Origin of the sequence: Flavobacterium sp. (assembly GCF_035760125.1) — a bacterium.
In the GTDB taxonomy this organism is placed as follows: domain Bacteria; phylum Bacteroidota; class Bacteroidia; order Flavobacteriales; family Flavobacteriaceae; genus Flavobacterium.
The window spans coordinates 1-2,867 of the sequence record NZ_DASTTN010000513.1 but is presented as its reverse complement, the minus strand read 5'-3'; the positions used below and the strand labels follow the sequence as shown (position 1 = coordinate 2,867).

Sequence of the window (2,867 nt, the reverse complement as noted above, 5' to 3'; positions counted from 1 at the left end):
CCAGAACGTTGGTGGCTATGTTACTAGAGAATAATCAGAAAAACAGAAAATATGAATAAAATTAGAATTTCAATTTTGCTTTTGACAATTTCACTTTTTGCAAGTTGTAATTTTATAAAAGATAGTTTCACTTTTAAAGATAAGACAAAAGAATTTGTGGAAACCTTAATGAAAAAAGACTATGACAAATGTGTTTCTCAAATGGCTTTAGAAAGTGAAATGGGTAAAAACACAAACTTAGACACTTTAAAATTGGGATTAGAGCAATTTCGAAATATAGTTGAACATAATTTCGGACATAATTTTGAATATTCATTAATGAAATCAGAAAAAAAACGTTCAACAATTGAAAGCGAAAACACACCGCCAAATACTACACTTGCATTCATTGAATTTTCGAATGAAAAAGAATTTGGAGTTTTTCAAGTTTTGTTTGATGACAATTCAAAAAAGATAATCAATATAAATACACTAAATGTAAAAGCACCTATACCGAATATGTTGATATTTTGGTTATTTGGTATTTTACCTTTAGCCGTCTTACTATTCAACATTTATGCTATCCGAGAAATAAAGAAAAGTACATTATCAAAAAAATGGTTGAAATACATAGCAATCATATTTTTCAATGTACCCGCAATTACATACTCTGCAGTAGAAGGAGTTTCTTTTAAAATTTTAAGTTTTAAATTCTTTGGTATTAGCTTTGGCTTTATGGGTTTTCTTGGTTCGGTTTGGACTTTTGGAATTCCAATTGGTGGAATTTACTGGTTATGGAAACTGAAACAACACAGAATCGATGAAGAATTTAATACGGAAACAGAAGAAATCGGAATAACAACTGAATAAAAACACAGCCACCAACAGCTACTACAACGGATTTGGGCAATAGACTTAATGGAAAGTTGGTTTTGTATTTGGGATGATTTGGCAAATCCGAAAATAGGGCTTAATTTAACCCCAAACCCGCTGTAGTACCAGAACGTTGTAAGTAATTTTGACATCGAAACAAGAAATAAATAACAAAACTATTGTAATACAGAATTTAATATAAATAAAAATCAATGAAAAAAAAATTACTAATTCTATTATTGCTATTATTATCAACTTTATCATATTCTTCTGAGATTAATGGAAGTATATTTCTTGACAACACCTCTGATCACAGCGGAATTATCATCAAATTCAATCCTGTTTCACCAAGTGCTGTATATACAGACGGCACATCAAATGCAAACGGACTATATAACATAACTGTAATTAATGGTATTTACAATATAAGTTTTGAGAAAAATGGCTATCAAACTTATACTTTGAACAATCAATTTATTAGTACAAATACAACCCTTGCGAACGTCACATTGAACTCAAACATAGCTGTTAATGTCTCTGGAAATGTTTCTGGAAATTGGACAAATACTAATACTTATATTGTAAATGGTGATATAACAATACCTGTAGGGCAAACTCTTAATATAGAACAAGGGACTAAAATAAAATTTAATGGGTATTATTCCTTAATTGTAAATGGGACTTTAAACGCAATAGGAAATGGAAACAATTATATTAAGTTTACTTCAAACAGTACTAGCCCTACTAACAAAGATTGGAATCAGATATTGATAAATAGTTCATCTAACTCGTCACAATTAAAATATTGTATTGTAGAGTACGGAAAAAAAGATAATGATGATAATATTGGAATTGTTCATATTTTAGGGAAAATAGATATAGAAAATTGTATAATTCAATATAGTGAAGAAACAGGGATTAGCGTCAGAGGCAATGTAAGTGGAATAAATATTTTAAAAAATAAAATTTCAAACTGCTCCTATGGTATGTCTATTGGATCAGGTACATCAGTGATTGTTGATGGGAATGAAGTTTCTAATATAAATCTAATTGGAATGTCTATTGGATTAAATAGTGCTTCAACCATAGTTCAAAATAATCGAATATCAAATTGTGGATATTATGGAATACAATCTTGGTCAGATATATTGATAAATAATAATATTTTATTTAATATAGGTTCTAATATATCTCATTACGCAATTATCATAGTTGGAGGAAAACCTTTAATAAAAAACAATACAATTTTGTCAAATGCCGGAGGAATTGGTATTTATAGTAGTGATTTTTTTAGTCCAAACCCAATTATAAACTCAAACATAATTATTAACAGTACTTATTATGGTATTAAATCAGAAGGTGTTCCAATGCCATCACTTGTAAAATACAATCTATTTTATAACAACGGTCTTGGCACTGGAAATAATCTTCCAATTGGAGTAGGTACTGTCGTTACCACTAATAATAATGGAATTAATTCTGACACTTATTATAATATCTTCTCATCTCCAAATTTAGCTTCTGTAAATTCTTCCGATTCAAATTTTTGCGAACTCAATTCTAATTCTGTTGCTATTAATGCAGGAGACCCAAATATTATAAATAACTTTAATTCTTCAAAAATAGATATTGGAGCTAAGGAAAGTTCGGAAAAATTATCCGTAAATAAATTTTCAAATAATGACTTTACTATTTTTCCGAATCCAGTAATTAATCAAGTTAAGATTCAAGCAAAAAACACTCAATTATTTAATAAATTAATTCTAAATAACATAAATGGTCAGATTATAAAAGAAATCAAATTAGAAAATTCTATTAACGAATATACTTTAGAGAATTTGAGTGATTTGAAGTCAGGAGTTTATATTTTAAGCATTTATGATGAGTTTGAAAAAAGTCAACAAATTAAGCTACTGAAAAAATAAAAACTACTTACAACAGCTACTACAACGGATTTGGGGAATTGGTTTAATGGAAAGATGGTTTTGTATTTGGGATGATTTGGCAAATCCGAA

2 protein-coding genes are annotated in these 2,867 nt (G+C 28.4%); both read left to right on the top strand.

Translation table 11 applies throughout. The features are described 5' to 3' along the window. Positions 1-51: 51 nt before the first annotated feature. Complete coding sequence (locus tag VFS71_RS18365) at positions 52-849, top strand: hypothetical protein (protein ID WP_326403084.1); 798 nt, start codon at positions 52-54, stop codon at positions 847-849. A gap of 215 nt (positions 850-1,064) precedes the next feature. Then, positions 1,065-2,777, top strand: coding sequence for a right-handed parallel beta-helix repeat-containing protein (locus VFS71_RS18360; RefSeq protein WP_326403083.1), 1,713 nt, complete (start codon positions 1,065-1,067; stop codon positions 2,775-2,777). Positions 2,778-2,867 lie beyond the last annotated feature (90 nt).